The following is a 16673-nucleotide window of genomic DNA, read 5'->3' as shown; positions in this document are numbered from 1 at the left end:
GTGCTGATTATACAATATGTTTCAAATTTTTCGGTATAAATTATGGGCGTAATCTGAAAAAGGACCGAAAATGAAGCACATTTTTGCAAAAACAGCCCTCTTTGCCCTCGCAGGAACCCTTTCTGCGACCGCAGCGACGCTCCCCACCGCCAAGGAAGTCCAGGCCAAAATGGGCATGGGTTTCAACATCGGCAACTCGATGGAAGTACCGAACAACCCCACTGCCTGGGGCAATCCCTACCCGACTCAGGCATTGCTCGACTCCGTAAAGGCAGCTGGTTTCAACACGGTCCGAATTCCCTGCGCATGGGACAGCCACACGAGCGGCGGCAAGGTCACCGAAACTTGGCTCGACTCCGTAAAGACTGTAGTCGACTATGCCATGCGCGCTGGCCTCTACACGATTTTGAACATCCACCACGAAGGTGAAGGCGGCTGGTTCCAGAGCAACATCGGTACAAGCGTCAACCAGACGATTGACAACAAGATGAAGACTTACTGGACGCAGATTGCGAACAAGTTCAAGGACTACAATGAACGCTTGATGTTTGCAGGCGCCAACGAACCCGGCCCAAACATTAACACTTGGACATCGCAGCATGTATCCACGCTGATGCATTACTACCAGACTTTCATTGATGCGGTCCGCGCCACAGGCGGCAATAATGCCACCCGCACTCTGATTATTCAGGGTTTGAACACCGACATCGACAAGTCCGTCGCGAACGCCCCGGTGACAACCTTCCCGAAAGACAACGTTGAAGGCCGCCTGATGTTCGAGGTGCACTACTACGACCCGTACCAATATACGCTTATGACGAGTCCGCAGGATTGGGGTGCTCCAGGTGGTGAAATGATTCAGCCGCAGTACTACTATGGCGACTACACCAAGGCCGGCGAACCCAAGCGCAACGCGGGCTACAACGCCTGGGCAGGCTCTGTGGATTCCAAGCTCGGAAGCATCGTACATCCGCAGGAACAGTTTGCCAAAATGAAGACGAATTACGTGGATAAAGGTTATCCGGTAATCGTGGGCGAATTCGGCGCCAACGTTCGCAGCCCGGAATTGAACGGCTCTGACTTGAACCTCCACAAGCAAGGCCGCGTGCAGTGGCACAAAGACGTGGTGAGCGCCGCCAAGCAGTACGGGCTCACGCCGATCCTTTGGGACATGGGCAACGAGAGCAATTCTGGCTACGACAACATGGCCTACATCCGCCGTCAATCTTCTCCGATGGGCAAGGTACTCGAAGTCGATGTGATCAACGCCATGCGCAGCGTATACAACCTCGGCAACTACAACAACACCGGTGTGACCCACGTAGAAGACTTTATCACGGGCGGCAGCAACGAACCGGCATCTAGCTCAAGCGAAGTCGCCTCCAGTTCCAGCGAGCCCACAACAACAATCATCGCTGGCCTGAATTCTACGGTGCAATTCACTCGCCACGGCAACATGCTCTATTCCAACAAGCCCATTCGCCTGTTCGACGCTACAGGGAACCTGATTCGGGCCTCCTCCAAAAAGAGCGGACACCTCGAACTTTCGCTTGCCGGTCTCCACCAGGGCGTGTACCTCGCCAAGAGCGCCAACAAGACGTTGGTCGTTGGAGTGAGATAAAAAACTCTACACCTTGTTGAAACTTCTCCATAAACCATAATTGCCGATTTTCTCGTAAAATCGGCAATTATTATTCTATAACGTAAATTTAGATTTACATTTGTTGAGAAATCTGCACCGCATTTTTTTAACGGCAGCACTATTTTATTTACATCAACTCTGGCAGAATTTAATTTCAATACAAAGACTAAGATGTTTGGTTATCTAAGGCTTAAATAACGGGTGCAAACCCAAAAGGAGCATAAAATGAAACTTTACGGACTGTTCGGAATCGCCTGCGGCATGACGCTGCTTGCAAGCACAGCAGCATTCGCCCTCCCCAAGGCAACCGAAATTTACCCCGACATGGGTCTCGGTTACAACATCGGTAACACGATGGAAGTGCCCAAGAATCCGACCGACTGGGGTAACCCCTTCCCGGACGCCGCTTACGTGAAAGCAATCAAGGATGCAGGTTTCAATACCGTTCGTATTCCCTGCGCCTGGGACAGCCACGCCTCTAACGGCACGATCAATGCCGGCTGGCTTGACTCCGTAAAGACCGTCGTTGATCTCGTTATCAATAACGGCATGTACGCCATTTTGAACAGCCACTGGGACGGCGGTTGGCTCGAAGACCACGTGTTCGACGGAAAGGGCTTTGACAAGACCGGCGAAGTGACTGTTTCTGCAGCCGATATCGCCGCCAAGCAGGAAAGCTACTGGAAGCAGATTGCAACCAAGTTCGCCGAATACGACGAACACCTGATTTTTGCCTCTGCCAACGAACCGGGCGTGAACGACCCGTGGAACGGCGGTTCCGACAACGGCCAGTGGGCTTTTGACGAAACCCGTATGCAGGTTCTCAAGAGCTATCACGAAGCATGCCTCAAGGCAGTGCGTTCTACCGGCGGAAACAACGCCACCCGTATCGTGGTCGTGCAGGCCCCGCGTACCGAAATTGACAAGTCTCCGCTCCTCGCCTCCATGTACCCGACCGACCCGGCAGGTGAAGGCTACACCATGGCCGAAGTCCACTTTTACCCATATCAGTTCTCGCTCATGACCAGCGGCGACGAAGACTGGGGCAAGATGTTCTACTACTGGGAAGACCAGACTCCGGGCAATGACGCTGCACACACCTGCTCCGGCTCCGCACTCGGATCCAAGAAATCTATCGACCAGCTGTTCAGTGGCCTCAAGAGCCGTTTCTACGACAAGGGCATTCCTGTTGTAATCGGTGAAATGGGCGCTGTAAAACGCCTCGGTGTACTCACCGGAGACAACCTGAAGGTTCACCTGAAGGCACGCGCCGCCTGGTACGGCTACACAGTCGCCGCAGCCAAAAAGAACGGCCTTGTCCCTTGCGTGTGGGATACCGGAGACGAAGGCGACGGCAACTTCACCATTATTCGCCGCCAGGTGAACAAGTTCGGCGGCAACGTGGGCGACATTACCGACGTTGAGACTTTGAACGCCATGCGTGAAGCTTACGGCCAGGCCTCTCTCCCGGGCAACAGCATTGATTCTATCGTTACCCAGAACCCCGACATTCCCGAAACCGAAGCAGGCAAGGGCGTCCAAGTGACGTACCAGACTGTAACCTCTGACTCTAGCGAAGTGGGAACACTGCGCATCAACCTTCAGGGTGCAAAAAAGGATCTTTCCAAGTATGTGGGTATTGAAGTTCGCTTGAAGGGCGAAGTCGCTACCGCAGGCCCCTGCACCGGTGCAGGCGATGGCTGCGGCGAATACGGCTGGACCTCCATGGACCTCTTCATGATGACGGGTGAAAGCTGGGCTTGGTTCGACGCCTCTGTTGTGGAACAGGCCGACAAGGACCTCGATGCCAGCGCATTCCAGACAATCCAAGTTAAATGGGAAGACTTCCGCTCTGAACCGACCGATCTCAACTCTGCAAACGCCATCGGCCTGAACCTCTACGGCACACAGGTCACCGGCACCATCACCTTTGACTACATCAAGGGTATCAAGGCCGACGGTTCCACCGAAATCATCGACGACTTTGACAAGAAACCGCAGCTCGAAGGTACCGCAAGTGGCAAGGTCGTTGCACTCGGTGGCTCGGCAGCGATCAAGCCTGCAACCGTCGCAGCAAGCAAGATGCTCGTGAACGTGCAGAGCGGCATGGTGAGCGCCCACTTTGTTGCAGCAAAGACCGCTCCGGCCAAGGCAACTCTCATGAACAGCCTCGGTCAGGTGATTGCTCAGCAGAACTTTACCGCCAACAAGGGAATGAATACAGTTGAACTTTCTAGCAACTACCGCGGTCCGGCAATGTTCATGGTTCGCCAGGGCAGCCAGCGCTACATGCAGAAGGTGATTCTGAAATAAATTTCGTGTGGAGTCCCGGCAGGTTGGAGTGTCTAGCCGGGATGCTTGACAAAGCAGAGAACCTCGATCATGGATCGAGGTTCTTTTTATTACCGTTCGCGCCCAATCAACTAAGTACGTACCCTTAGCGCTCACTCTCGCCGACACGACTTGTTAAGACAAGTCGCTTTCGGCTCAACCAGACTTAAATTGCCGAGGCCGAATCGAGGGCGAAGATTTCGCCGAGTTGCTTGTCGTCCATGTCGGCGAGCCAGGTTTCGCCGGCATTCACTGTCATCTGGGCTACAGCCTTCTTGGCTTCTAGCAAGGCATCAATCTTCTCTTCGAAAGTTCCCTTGGTAATAAAGCGGTGCACCTGCACATTCTTTGTCTGCCCGATACGGAAGGCTCGGTCAGTGGCCTGCGCTTCAATGGCCGGATTCCACCAGAGGTCGTAATGAATCACTTGCGATGCGGCAGTCAGATTCAACCCCGTGCCAGCCGCCTTCAGCGAAAGAATCAGCACTTTTGTTTCAGGGTCTTCCTGGAACTTGCGCACCATTTCGTTGCGCTGGTTTTGCGTACAGCCGCCGTGATAGAAGTCCGCCGCAATACCAAGTTCACGATCCAGCGTTTCTTTCAAAAGTTCGCCCATTTCGCGGAACTGCGTAAAGATGATTGTCTTTTCGCCGGATTCTTCGATGGACTTGAGCAAATCGAGCAACATGCCGAGCTTGCCGGAATCTTCGATGCGGGCCTCCCCCGCCTTCAGATACGTACGCGGGTGATTGCAAATCTGCTTGAGCGCGAGAATCATTTGCAGAATCAAGCCCTTGCGTTTGAAAAGATTATGGCCATCGCCTTCGGCAGAGCTTGCGCCAGAATCGCCGGCGGCCGCAAGCAAATCGTCATTGATGTCCAGCGATGCGCCCTCGGCCAAAAGTTCCAACTGTTTCATGAATTCGTCAAGCGTGCGCTTGTACAGGGCAGCCTGCGTGCGCGTGAGTTCGGCGTATTCGTTCTGCTGAATCTTGTCGGGCAAGTCGCTAATGATAGACTTATCCGTCTTCATGCGGCGCAGCATGAAGGGCGCCGTAATCTTCTTGAAATGCTCGGCCACCGCCTGGTTCGCATTCTTCTGGATCGGCGTTTCGAACTTGTCGCGGAATTCGCTTGCCGAAGGCAAAAAGCCACGGTTGCAAAAGTCCATAATCGTCCAGAATTCCATAAGGCGGTTTTCGACCGGAGTTCCGCTCATGGCAATCTTCATGGGTGCACGGAACGCGCGAATGCGACGGCTCTGTTCGCTATCGGCATTCTTGATGTTCTGCGCTTCGTCAATCACCACCACCTGCCAATTCAACTTTTCCAGCTTTTTGAAGTCGAGGCGGCATGTCGAATACGTGGTAATCAGCAAGTCGGCATCGAACTTTTCAAGCTTGCGACTTGCACCATGGTATGCAAATACAGTGAGCTCGGGCGCGAACTTCTTGATTTCCATCTGCCAGTTCAGCAAAAGGCCCGCCGGCACCACCACGAGCGCGCGGCTCTCGACAAGGCGCCCTTCTTGCTTTAGCTTGAGCAAGAATGCAATCACCTGCAGCGTCTTACCCAAGCCCATGTCATCGGCCAGAATGCAGCCAAAGCCCATTTCCAAATTCTTGTACATCCAGGAATAGCCGCGTTCCTGATAAGGGCGGAGCGTCGCATTCAAATTCTGCGGCAAGGCGATTTCCGTTTCGCCGCGCCAAGAATCAAACTGTTGTTTCAAGCCGTCGGTCATGTTCACGGGAATGTCGTCGCATTTGCCCGTGAGGCATGCCTGAATCAGCTTCGCCGTCGAGGGGATAAAGTTTTCGGTTTCTGAATCGCCGTTGTCACTTTCCAAGTCGCCTTCGGCATTTTCAGCAGAATCTGCAGCAACCGCACCCGAAGCATTCTTCTTTTCATGTTCGTCCAGACGCTGCTGCAAAAGAGCCAAGTCATCTGACGTGTATTCGATGTAGCGGTCCTTATACTTCAAGAGACCGCCCGCATCCTTCGCGAGCCGCAAGAATTCTTCGGCAGAAACATTTTCGTCACCGAGAGCCACTTCCCAGTCAAAGTCCAGCAAGTCTCCCGCTGTAAACGCACCGATACCGAGGCTGCCCTTCAGTTTCATCTGCGTCTTGGGCCGCGCCATTTCCCTTAAAGAGCGAGGCATCTCCGTCACGATCCCAAACACTTCGAATTTCTTGACCGAATAGGTAACGAACTCCTTGAGTTCCGCGCCCTGCATCACCAACGGTTCCACGGCGCGGCGTTCCAGATACGCCTTAAGGGGTTTGAAGGTTTCGGCAACGCAATTGAGCACGTTCATCAGCGACAAAAGTCTCGGGTCGCTATTTTCAAAAAGCTCTGCCAGCGTTTCGCGCCCCGCCGAAGATTCCACCAGGACATTCAGCGCAATTTCCTTGCCCAGCTCCGAGCAGTGGAAAATAATCTTATGGTTGAATTCCAGCGAATTGTAGACCGAGAACCAAGCCTGAATCTTTGAAGGAATCTTCAGGCCATTGGCAGCAAGACGCCCCGACTTGCAATCAAAGAAAAATCCGAGCAGGTTTTCGTGGGGGCCTTTCTTGTAACTTTGAGCCGTTCGGGCAAAACGCAACAGTTTGCCGATAAATACCGACAATATATGCTCGGCAGCGCTGTCTAGGTCTTCACGAGTCTGATCCCGCATCGTAAAGGCAAAATCATCGGGCACCGACTTTTCAAGTTCCGACACCACCGAGAGCACGTCGGGCAACATTTCTGCAGGCAACCACCGCATCTGTGCCGTCACGTTATTCAGCCAGAACACCTGCGGATAAATCGCACCGCAACGCACCAGGTAATACGCCACCTGCAAAAGCTGATGCACAAAGCGCACCGTCACGTGGTTATGCCATACGCAATCCTGGTTCAATCGGCAAAGGGCCCCCATCACGTTTTCAACCGAAAGGCCCGTCGCCACTTCACGTTCGTCTTCGAGCTGATTAAACGTCCACTGCCACCCTCGCCCATGCACAATCTGCAGACGTTCCTTTTCCATCAAGAAGGTATGCGCGTGATAAATACCAAAATCCTGGGCAAACTCTTCAAACTTTTCAAAGTGGTTATAAAAGGCGCGGCAACGTTCCAGTTCGTCTACAAAGCTTTTCTTGAAATTCCCCGCCGGGCAAAACTCCGGGAAGTTCGCAAGCATTGCCGGCAGAATATGGGAATAGTCCCGCCATTCCCCGAACTTGAACATCGGAATACGCGGCGAGGCCACCCGGTTGTTCACCGGCAAAATCCGCACAAGCGTCGGTTCGCTCGGCACATCCGATTCAATAGGTTCCGGCTTGTAATCCTTCAAATAAGCAATATCCAGTCCGTGAATCCTGAAAAGTACAAACGGATCGGCAGACATCATCTCGGCAAGTTTCATGAACACCGAAATCACGTAGCGGCACGGAAGCGGATCCTTGCAGTCGCAGTTCATGTTCACGCGGTCTGGGGATTCAAAAAGTTCCAGCCCGCTTTTTCCGACAATCAGTTCGATAGATGGGTTTATAGCGCCATTGGCAAGAGCAGCCAATTCTACAGGTTGCTGCTTTAAAAGGCCAACAAAGACATCGGAGCGTTCCTTGTCGAACTTGGGGAAAACCAGGTACACATTATGGAGTCCACCGTTGGGCCCCTTGACCGACGCCATCACGCGGTTATCAGCCACCGTAAAGGGCTGCACCTGTCCGCGTGTCACATATTTAAAGGCGTAGTCAATGTCGCGTCCGGATGCACCCGCAAGCAAGTGGTCCAGCCACTTTTTACTCCACCAGGTACTTCCATAAACACCATAATCCATAGCCGCCCAAATATAGTAATTTTCTCCGACAAAATTTGCTCATTTGAGCAAATTTTAAAAGAAATAAAAATTCAAAATTGCTCCAGATTGGCTTTTTTACTATTTTTGAGTCAAACCTTCTACCGAGCATGCTCAAATGATTCACGAGATTGCGCCCCATATACTCAACAACGATTTCAAGCCCCGAGACCCGAAGTCCTCGGACTTCCTGATCTGCTATGACGGAGCCAAAACGCTTCTCAAGAAGAGTGGCGAAGGTTACGCAATTCCACGCATAGGCGAACTTTTGGAATCGCAAGGAAAATCTCTCAACGACTTCGAAGGCCATTACCTTTTCAGCATCGACGACACTGCATTTTTCCTGGACGATAGCCTTGCCGGCAAGACGGACTCAGCAGCAAGTGCCGCCACCGAAGGCTACGAATACATGGGGAACCGCACCTTCCGCGGCATGAATCCCGTAGAACGTATGGGAGGAGCCACTGCGGCGCACATCGCTCACTGGGAATCCTTGAACAAGTTCTGCGGCCGCTGCGGAAACGGGACCATTCGCGGCGACCGCGAACGCTCCATCATTTGCCCCAAGTGCGGCAACGTGGTGTACCCGAGAATTTCACCCGTCGTAATCGTGGCCGTGCGTAACGGCGACAAACTTTTGATGGCGCATAACATCGACAATCCGAATCCGAGGCTCTTCTTGATTTCGGGATTTGTGGAAATCGGCGAAAGCCTGGAACAGGCCGTTCACCGCGAAGTCATGGAAGAATCGGGCCTCCGCGTGAAAAACATTCGCTATTTCGGTTCACAACCGTGGCCCTTCAGCGACTCGCTTATCGCAGGCTTTACCGCCGAACTCGATGGCGACGACACCATCCACATGCAAAAGGAAGAACTTTCCGAAGCCATGTGGGTCAAGCGCGAAGACATTCCCGAATATGAGACCGACGTCAGCATCAGCTGCTGCCTCATCGAAAATTTCCGCCGCGGCTTTACGATTAATCCATAATGTCTTCCCGGACTTGATCCGGGATCTCCTTTTCTACTAAAAAAAGCAATCATTTCTTACTTGTATCAGCAGGCGCCGCTTCAGGCTTCGGAGCGAGCATCACGTAAAGCGTATCGTGCACCACGACTGTGTCGCGGACATAAACCGTATCCGGCTTGCAGCCTTCAACCGCGACGGTCACAGATTCTACACTTGAAGAGGATTTTGCCGCAGACGAAGACGAAACCGCAGCCTTCACAGAAGAACTTGACTTTGCAACAGCCGAAGACTTGCCTTTGTTCTTCTCTTCTGCCTCGATCTTTTTCATCAAGGCCTCACGTTCTTCACGCAACTGGACAAGTTCCTTCTTGTAGCGGTCCTTCGTCATCGGACGGCGTTCGCGGGCATATTTGCCCTCGACACGGTTGATTTTGCGGTCCAGTTCGCGAACTTGATCGTACAGCGGCCCTTCCCCTTCTACAGTTGAAGAAGGGCTGAAGAATTCCACAAACTTTGTCCACATGGATTTTTCTTCGGCATAACCAACCGAAACCAAAAGCGTTAAGCATACGACAAACCCAATACGGCCCGACATCAAAGATTTCGTAAACATGCCTCAATGATAGAAAAATCAGACAAAACGACACCCGCAAACCGCCTCACCCCTTTACAAACAGCCCATTTTTTCTAAATTAACAGCACTCGCGGGAGTAGCTCAGTTGGTAGAGCGCGACCTTCCCAAGGTCGATGTCGAGGGTTCGAAACCCTTTTCCCGCTCTAAAGCAGAAAACCACCCTATCGGGTGGTTTTTTGCTTTATTCGCGGAAGGGTTTCTAAGAACCCTCGAAGAGGGTTCGACTCTTTTCCTAATTCCTACAAATACCAGTCCGGCCTAATTCCTAAGGCCTTTTCATCCGCCTCAAGTTCATCTGCCGGCACATTCCTGCCCACCACAAGGGCAGAATCAAAGCCCGCGATACGCGCACCCAACACATCCGTGCCCAAAGTATCGCCTACCATCAGCACGCGAGAACCTTCAGGCAGACTCCGCTTGACCTTCTCCCAAATCGCAGGGAAAGGCTTGCCTAAATAATAAGTCTCGCAACCCGCCGGATTCGCCTCGCAAACAGAATCGCGACGCAAGCGCTCACTCAAAGCGCCCGATACCGGCTCGCGAACCGTCATGCCATCGTCCCCCGGAATCTTCGGCGCCCAAGCGTCCGAATTCAACACCAAAAGCATCGAGCCCGGGCGCCTTAAAATCTTTACCGCCTGCTCGTACGTTTCAGGCGTATCCTTCGCCGACGAAATCGCCACAATCGGCTCGACAGGTTCGACCGCCGGAGCCACCGCTTTAATTCCGCAGTCTTCAAGCACGTGCTTGCCCGTTTCGCGGCCGATGTAATACACCTCACGAACGCCATGACGCACACCGCGACAAGATTCTACAGTACGGCCACGCAATTCCGCCACCAAATCCTTCAGCAAGCTTCCCGAAGAAATCGTCTCGGCCTCGCTAAAAGCGAAGCCTCGCTTCGCCGCATCAGAGGCAAGCACCGAATCCACATCGGAGGCCGCATTCGTAATCAGACGCATTTCCTTACCCGCGGCGCGCAGCATTATATACCAATCCAGCGCGCCCTCGTAAACAAAGCTCCCGCGGTTATAAAGCGTGCCGTAACCGTCAAAGCAGAACGCATCGTAACGGTCCAGCAAATCTTCCATGTGCGTGTAACGCGGCGCAGGCGACTCGCTCCCTACGGGAACGCTCGCCCCCTGCGATTCAATAATCTGCTTATACCGCAGATAAATTTCAGTCTCTAAAACTTCCATTAGGGTTAGCAGCGGCTATTCAGAATCCCGTAGTCGCGGCCTTCCACCGGAATCACCAACTGCAACTTAGAAAGCACATCGATATGCTTGTCGAATTCGGCCTTAAAATCTTCGCCGAGTTCCTCTTCGTCATCGTGATTCAAGTTGTAGGCAATGTAGCTGCCGTCCGGGAAAATCGAAATGCAGCAATCCCACGTAATGTCGCCTTCCTGTTCTTCCTCGTCGTCTTCGCGATCCTTGCTTTCAAGCATCAGCATCGGGCGCGGGGCCGGAATCGCATCGGCGTGACCGTTCTCGAAAATGAAGTAGTTGCGGCTCACCAACTCATGTTCAAGCGCCATCGTCGAAGGCGTGCGTTCGAATTCGTTGCGCAACCTGCGAATGTTTCCCAAGTCGTCTTCGTACGGATCCTGGAAATCCTGCGGCAGCACCACCTGGTAGTAGTCAAATTCCTTACCGCTCTTGGCGTAAGTTTCCTGCCATTCCTGCGGCGGTTCCGGACGAAGCGTCAAGAAATCCTCGAATGCATCCAGAATTTCCGAAAGGCGAGAATCCCACGGTTCGTTTTTCTGGTTCTGCACCAAGTCCATGAAATTCTTCAGACGTTCTTCGCCCGAGATTTCCTTCAATTCTTCATTTTCTTCAATCATATACTTCCTACTGTCTACTTCCTACCGTCTACCGCGCCTTTGGCGCATCACCATTCCTCGACGCTTTTCACCGTGAGGCTCATCGCGATATCCTTTTCGTAGTACGCAGGCTCGCTAATGAAAATCGGATACACCGGACTTTCGCCATGGTACAAAATATCTTCGCCGTCGAATGTGCGGAACAGCTTGTCGCCATCCTTGAGTTCGCGATAGTCGCGCCCCATCAATTCCGGATGAATCATCGCCTGAATAGGGCCACCGCCCTGCGGCTTGGGGTAACCCAAATCCTTGAACTGGGTGTACACATCCACCTTAATCGGCGCCCTTTTCTGCAATTCACCGCGGTTCCATTCCTCGGCAAGTTCCAGGTAACGCTTCACCAGGCGTTCCGATTCCTCGAAAATCGCGGCATCAATCGTCCCGTGCTGTTGCGGACCAATTTCAATGCACACATCCGCCTTCGCCACCGTTCCAAAATACGGAGAAGCGGAGCGTTCTTCGGGCTGGTAATAAATCCAAGCATCCTTGAATTCTTGCGTCAGCACCGCCGAGGCGCGCATCGTAAACGGGTCGCGCGCCGAAAGAATCAGGCAATAGCCCATGTTTGAGCCCGTGTTGTGCACATCCAGAAGCAAGTCCGTCTTGGTGGCGGCCCCCTTCGGGCCATACAAAGCATTCAGTTCCTTAGCTCGACGGAACTCGTACTGCTGCGGCTCCACCGTCACATCCAAGCAAGTCTGCGAAAAAGCGCGATTCAAGTCATGATCGCGATAGCGGCGATTCAGGCGCACCGCTTCGGGGTTAGCAAGCACCAAATCCACCTTGGCGCTACAGAGCGAATTATAACACTCCGGGTGTTCCATCCATTTCTGAACAAGGCGAACCCCAGTCCGTTCGTTACCGTGGGTACCACCTGCAACGACTATGGTATTTATCAAACTCATACCCATAATATAGAAAATCCCCGCTTGCGCAGGGATTATTCTACGGATTAAACACCTCCATGTTTAAATCAGTTTTCGCCATTATGCATTTCAGTCTGTTCGCGATCAATCGTGTAAGTCAAGTATTCTCTAAAGTCACGGTCAATCGTAACCCCTTCGAAATCCTCGACATTATCAATATGAACATCGAATACCGATTGGTTGTCAATCCATGCCTGGATATCGAAGTTTTCGATCGTGATTGTATTATCACGCGGGCCTTGCGCCACATATTCGAGTTTTGATTTCGCGACCCACCCCTGACCGCAACTTCCCTTCACAAGAACCTCCGTATCGGAATCCTTGAGAATCGTCAGTTCGTCATTGAAGTGAGCGGTGCAGACAACCGCGCCACCACCTTTCTGGGCTGTGACATTGATGTCTCCCAACTTTGACTTAACCTTCCTGGCAGCGAAAGAGGTCGATACCAGAACGGCCAGCATTACAAACAACATTACTTTTACGCTTTTCATGATGGACCTCCGTGTTATCGGGGCAACCAACCGCCCCACCTCCAAGATACAAACCACCCCATTCGCGAAACCAACGAATGTAAACATTTTTATAGTCCAAGTTGGAATACCCCCGCGTCATTGCGAGCGCTCCGCGCGAAGCAATCTACAGCACATTCCGTCACAAATGTCTTCCCGGCCTAGAGCCGGGATCTCCTTTCTACTAAAGCAAAACGCATATTTCTATTAACATTTTGAAAGATTTTAAATTATATTCTTTCTAAAAAGAGGGATGTTATGAGATTGACGAAATATATTGTAGCATTGGGTTGTGCGGCACTTTTGGGAGCCTGTTCAGCAACTGTTTCATCTGACGACGATGAAGATGCATCTTCTGAATTGAGTAGTTCCAGCAAAAGGAAAAGCTCTAGTAGCACTTCCGACAAAAAATCTAGCTCGAGCAATTCTTCAGACAAAAAATCCAGCGCCGAAGAAAAAGACAGCGTCAATTCCAGCAGTTCTAAAGAAGATGGTAAATCAAGCAGCTCTACTGAAGAACTTGATGAAGATTGCATTGGTGAATCCGGCAAGCCTTGGGATGGAACCACAGCAAAAACTTTCGCATGCGGAGCGGGAACCAAACTCAGCCCCTACATTATCTTGACTGCAGAACAATTGGCCAAGCTAGCCTTTGTCATTGGCGCAAACGACGAAAATTATCAGGGCAAATACTATAAATTAGGCGCAGACATCATTCTAAACAAAGGAGAAATTATAGACAACAAGGGAGCCCTAGTCGCAGATTCTACAAAGCTTCACAAGTGGACTCCTATTGGCAATTCAAACATTTGCTTTACTGGAATATTTGATGGAGATAATCATATAATAAGCGGCATGTTCATTAACACCACCAGCACTCACAATGGTTTATTCGGCAATAGCAATGGAACAATTCAAAATATTGTTGTAAAAAATTCTTGGGCAACCGGAGGTAACGCAACAGCAGGCGTTTTGGGTAATTTGAAAGGCTCCGGAATTCTAAAAGAAGCCACCAACAAAGCATCCATCATCGGTACCGGAAATATTACGGGAGGAGTCGTTGGAAATTATGAATCTGAATGTTGCAACAAAGTTGGAACAATTGAATATACAGAAAATCACGGCTTTGTTACTGGCGCAAAAACAGTCGGAGGCATTATTGGCAATGCAACAAACATAAAAATCACCAATGCAAAAAATTTCAACGAGATCACGGGCATTTCTGGCACAGGAGGAATTGCCGGATCATTAGGCAGTAATTCGATTTTGATTAGCGCCGAAAATACTGGAAAAATTTCAGGAAAAGAACAAACCGCAGGAATAGTTGGATATATGGGACATTGGTTATCTTGTTCTACAAACAAAAAACAAGCTATTTTAAAAGGCGCGCAAAACAAAGGTTCTATAGAGGGTCAAAAATATACTGCAGGCATTATTGGAAAAAGTGAATGTACAGCAAATACAAAAATCGCCAACGAAAGTCCCATTATTGGAACGTCGTATACAGCAGGCTTAATTGGCTCCGCAGACAATTCTTCAATTGAATCCGCTTACAACGTAGGCGACATATTTGGCGATATATATGTCGGAGGAATCATCGGATACAATGAAGTTGGAGTAAGTCAATCCATTTATAGCACCGGCAAAGTCGATGGCGATTCCCTTGTAGGCCTAATGATTGGTTACAACTACAATACCACCATGGCCGATTACTACTACCTTGAACAAGGTGAACAGGAACCATTTGGACTTAACAACAGCGGCGGAGTCGCCACCCCCAAATCTGAAAAAGAAATGAAATCCTCTGACTTTGCAGAACTTCTCGGCGAAGATTTCGTTTATGACAGCGGTTTGAACAACGGTTACCCCATTTTAAGTTGGGAACATGAAGAATAGTCCACAATGTTTTCCCCGACCTGGTCAGGCGGACAGCACTTAGCCCTTTAGCGCTTAGTGCGCATGGCCACCAAGGTGGGGATTTCCTTTTCAACTAAAACACAAACTTGAATATGAAACTTTCTATCATCATATTATTCTTTATTGTAAGCGCAACGTTCGGCTACGATTTGCAATATCACCCTTTTTTATTGCAGGTCAAGGACAAACATGGTGTAACCCTAGCCAAGACCCTTGACAAAGTGTATGGCGATAAAATTTCTGTAAAAAACAAGCGGTGCTATTATTTTGAATTAACCCGCGATGCCGATATTGAATACGAAATCGATAAATGCCGAATTGATTATACTCAAAAGAATATCTATTCCCAAGCCGATCGGCTAAATGGTATAGAAATCAAAGGAACTCTTTGGATTGAAGGCAACTCCTTCCGTACACGTAAAGTCGGCCGCGAATGGAGTGAATGGAAATCTACTGAGCTTTTTCCAGCTTTACAATGGTATGGCAGAACAGGTTTTGAATTTCGAAAACAAAATGGCGAATTTGAATTCACACCCACTCGAGGTGTACAGAACATTCGTGGTTCATATAATTACGTAAGTAAAAACCGTGCCAAAGCAATACAAAACGGCGATGCACCCGGCATCGTCATCAAAGAAAGTGGTTCCGGCAAAATTGTAATTCAGGAAAGCAGATAGGTTTTGGGAACAATCTTCGGCATAGCAATCGTTATCGCTTTTATTTTCGCAGCGATTGACGGAGCAACCAAGCCCCGTCGCAGAAGACGTCGTCGCTCAAGAAGGAACGACGACGGCGATGGCTGTCTCGGATGCATAGCAGTCTTTGCAATTTTCATTTGTATTTGGATTGGCCTACTTATTCTCAATTTTATCAAAGCCCACAGCACCGCTTTTGCTATTGGCGGTATCATTCTAATATTAATTATCATAGTAACGGCAATTGTTTTCAAGACAACACAAACAGAAGAATTTCCTGAAGATGTTGAACCGACATACCCTAAAATATCTGAGCTTCCAAAATTTACTCACAAAGTGCAAAGTTTATCTAGCAGTTCTTCAAAACAAGAACCCACCCCATTTACCAAAGAACAATTAAGCGTTCATCCAGCAACTTATAAAAATGTTGTCGGTACAATTCCCACCGCGGCAGAAATGGTTGGTAAGTTGGGAGAGGATGCCGTAAGTAGAGCCGTATGGGCTGCATGTCAATTTGACAAGCGACATTATAAAATTTTAAGAAATGTCTATGTTCCAACAATTGACGGATATTCAGAAATTGATGTTCTGCTTTTGCATGAAACAGGCATCTATGTTTTTGAAAGCAAGAATTTATCAGGATCTGTCTACGGCGATGAAAAACACCCTCAATGGCAACGCTACAAGACTAATGGAGAAAAAAGCCCTATACCTAATCCTATCTTACAAAACAAACGACATATAGACTGTTTATGTGTCTTTTTAAATCAAAATAAATACCAGTTCCGCGCATTCAGCATGATTGTTTTTGGAAACAAATCAAAATTAAAATATATCCCAGAAAACAAATCACTTACGAGCATTCACGAAATTTGCAACTTAGAAATAGAATTGGTCAAAAAAATGCAAGCCGAACAAATTTTTTATAGTGCAGAAACCATTGATGATTGGTGCAGAATGTTACTGCCGTACACTCAATTATCCGAAGAAGAAAAAAAGGTTCATATAGAACGAATCACTAAAAAATTCGGAAAAATCAATTAATTCGCTAATTTCAGTAGGCGAAATCACCAAAGAAAGTAATATGCAAATTTTGCATATTACTCTCTCCAAGTATAAGCCAACTGTAAGCATACCCCCCTTGTAAATCATTGTAAAATTTCACCCTAAAAGTGCTTAGGGTGGTCTAAAAAAGCGTGTATATATAAGAATAGAGACCACCTGATTATTCCGGAGCGGCGGAGCCGCCAGTCCGGAGAAGTGAGAGCCACTAGTCCGGCCTGACGGAGCCACCTGTTTTTTGCCCTACTGGGCTTC

12 protein-coding genes and 1 tRNA gene are annotated in these 16673 nt (G+C 49.7%); 7 read left to right on the top strand and 6 right to left on the bottom strand.

Going from position 1 to position 16673, the window contains the following annotated elements; translation table 11 throughout:
• Window positions 1-70 precede the first annotated feature (70 nt).
• Together B9Y58_RS12665 and B9Y58_RS12660 are read left to right on the top strand one after the other, a co-directional pair.
• Window positions 71-1621 (top strand): glycoside hydrolase family 5 protein, encoded by a 1551-nt coding sequence (locus B9Y58_RS12665; protein ID WP_073057748.1) that lies wholly within the window; start codon window positions 71-73, stop codon window positions 1619-1621.
• Between the two features lie 246 nt (window positions 1622-1867).
• The gene (locus B9Y58_RS12660) at window positions 1868-3955 is read left to right on the top strand and encodes a glycoside hydrolase family 5 protein (protein ID WP_073057750.1); all 2088 of its coding nucleotides are present in this window, start codon (window positions 1868-1870) and stop codon (window positions 3953-3955) included.
• A 184-nt stretch (window positions 3956-4139) separates the two neighbouring features.
• On the opposite strand, the gene B9Y58_RS12655 is transcribed toward B9Y58_RS12660, so the two are convergent.
• The gene (locus B9Y58_RS12655; protein ID WP_073057752.1) at window positions 4140-7802 is read right to left on the bottom strand and encodes an SNF2-related protein; all 3663 of its coding nucleotides are present in this window, start codon (window positions 7800-7802) and stop codon (window positions 4140-4142) included.
• A gap of 136 nt (window positions 7803-7938) precedes the next feature.
• On the opposite strand from B9Y58_RS12655, the gene nudC reads away from it, so the two are divergent.
• On the top strand, window positions 7939-8808 hold the full coding sequence (gene nudC / locus B9Y58_RS12650) for an NAD(+) diphosphatase (RefSeq protein ID WP_073057754.1): 870 nt from the start codon (window positions 7939-7941) through the stop codon (window positions 8806-8808).
• Window positions 8809-8857: 49 nt separating this feature from the next.
• Here the strand turns inward: nudC and B9Y58_RS12645 are convergent, their stop codons facing one another.
• A complete protein-coding gene (locus tag B9Y58_RS12645; protein ID WP_073057757.1) occupies window positions 8858-9400 on the bottom strand; it encodes a hypothetical protein in 543 nt (180 codons plus the stop codon).
• 91 nt (window positions 9401-9491) lie between these two features.
• Between B9Y58_RS12645 and B9Y58_RS12640 the strand changes: the two genes are divergently transcribed.
• Window positions 9492-9564, top strand: a tRNA-Gly gene (locus B9Y58_RS12640).
• 96 nt (window positions 9565-9660) lie between these two features.
• Here B9Y58_RS12640 and B9Y58_RS12635 read toward each other — a convergent pair.
• The 4 genes from B9Y58_RS12635 to B9Y58_RS12620 all read right to left on the bottom strand — a co-directional run bounded on the left by B9Y58_RS12635 (window position 9661) and on the right by B9Y58_RS12620 (window position 12726).
• A complete protein-coding gene (locus B9Y58_RS12635; protein WP_073057759.1) occupies window positions 9661-10620 on the bottom strand; it encodes an HAD-IIA family hydrolase in 960 nt (319 codons plus the stop codon).
• Between the two features lie 5 nt (window positions 10621-10625).
• Window positions 10626-11270: a hypothetical protein gene (locus B9Y58_RS12630; RefSeq protein WP_073057761.1), complete on the bottom strand. Its 645-nt coding sequence runs from the start codon at window positions 11268-11270 to the stop codon at window positions 10626-10628.
• 47 nt (window positions 11271-11317) lie between these two features.
• Complete coding sequence (locus B9Y58_RS12625) at window positions 11318-12214, bottom strand: aspartoacylase (RefSeq protein ID WP_233247969.1); 897 nt, start codon at window positions 12212-12214, stop codon at window positions 11318-11320.
• A gap of 68 nt (window positions 12215-12282) precedes the next feature.
• Window positions 12283-12726, bottom strand: coding sequence for a hypothetical protein (locus B9Y58_RS12620; RefSeq protein ID WP_073057783.1), 444 nt, complete (start codon window positions 12724-12726; stop codon window positions 12283-12285).
• Window positions 12727-13002: 276 nt separating this feature from the next.
• On the opposite strand from B9Y58_RS12620, the gene B9Y58_RS12615 reads away from it, so the two are divergent.
• The 3 genes from B9Y58_RS12615 (at window position 13003) to B9Y58_RS12605 (ending at window position 16400) form a co-directional block, all read left to right on the top strand.
• The gene (locus B9Y58_RS12615) at window positions 13003-14640 is read left to right on the top strand and encodes a hypothetical protein (protein ID WP_073057763.1); all 1638 of its coding nucleotides are present in this window, start codon (window positions 13003-13005) and stop codon (window positions 14638-14640) included.
• A 107-nt stretch (window positions 14641-14747) separates the two neighbouring features.
• Window positions 14748-15338, top strand: coding sequence for a hypothetical protein (locus tag B9Y58_RS12610; RefSeq protein WP_159432596.1), 591 nt, complete (start codon window positions 14748-14750; stop codon window positions 15336-15338).
• A 3-nt stretch (window positions 15339-15341) separates the two neighbouring features.
• Window positions 15342-16400 (top strand): nuclease-related domain-containing protein, encoded by a 1059-nt coding sequence (locus B9Y58_RS12605; RefSeq protein WP_073057767.1) that lies wholly within the window; start codon window positions 15342-15344, stop codon window positions 16398-16400.
• Window positions 16401-16673 lie beyond the last annotated feature (273 nt).

It is taken from the genome of Fibrobacter sp. UWB15 (assembly GCF_900177705.1).
Lineage (GTDB): Bacteria > Fibrobacterota > Fibrobacteria > Fibrobacterales > Fibrobacteraceae > Fibrobacter.
The sequence above is the reverse complement of the archived record's forward strand: the minus strand, read 5'-3'. Positions and strand labels throughout refer to the sequence as shown.